Here is an 867-nt window from a genome sequence, read left to right on the forward strand (position 1 = left end):
CAGACCGGTCTGGATGCGACTCTGGGATATGGAGGTCATACGCAGGAGATGTTGAAATGTCTTGACTCAAAAGGACATTTGTATGCTCTGGATGTGGATGCCATAGAACTTGAGAAAACAAGAAAACGTCTTGAAAAGCTCGGATATGGGCCGGAAATTTTAACGATCCGGCAGATGAATTTTGCGGATATCGACAAAATAGCGGAAGAAGCAGGACCGTTTGACTTTGTTCTGGCAGATTTAGGGGTCTCATCCATGCAGATTGACAATCCGGACAGAGGGTTTTCTTATAAGACAGAGGGGCCGCTGGATCTGCGCCTAAACCCCGAAAAAGGAGTCTCTGCCGCGGAAAGGCTCAGAACCATCACAAGACAGGAGTTACAGGGGATGCTGATGGAAAATTCTGATGAGCCTCATGCTGACGTGATCGCCCGTGCCGTTGTCTCTAAGATAAAAAAGGGAACAGCCATCGATACGACTACAAAACTCCGGGAAGTGATCGAAGAGGCTCTGGAATTTCTGCCGGAGCATGAGAAGAAGGAAGCCGTGAAGAAAACGTGCCAGAGAACATTCCAGGCTTTGCGCATTGACGTAAACAGTGAGTTTGAAGTCCTGTATGAATTTTTAGAAAAACTGCCCAATGTGCTGGCAAAAGGCGGCCGGGCAGCCATCCTGACCTTTCACTCCGGGGAAGACAGGCTGGTAAAAAAATCGTTTAAACGTCTGCTTCGGGAGGGTGTCTATCAGGAGATATCAACCGATGTGATCCGTCCGTCGGCAGAAGAATGCAGGATGAACAGCCGGGCACGGTCGACAAAGATGAGATGGGCTATAAAAGAATGAGTTATTCACCACTATTTCCGTCGC

At 48.4% G+C, this 867-nt stretch carries 1 protein-coding gene; it reads left to right on the forward strand.

The features are described from left to right. The coding region (gene rsmH, locus QVP35_RS13110) for a 16S rRNA (cytosine(1402)-N(4))-methyltransferase RsmH (protein ID WP_288187919.1) at positions 1–843 on the forward strand (843 nt) is incomplete at its 5' end. Between the last annotated feature and the right edge of the window lie 24 nt (positions 844–867).

Source organism: Anaerostipes sp. CAG:276, from assembly GCF_000432215.1.
Classification (GTDB): Bacteria; Bacillota; Clostridia; order Lachnospirales; family Lachnospiraceae; genus Anaerostipes; species Anaerostipes caccae.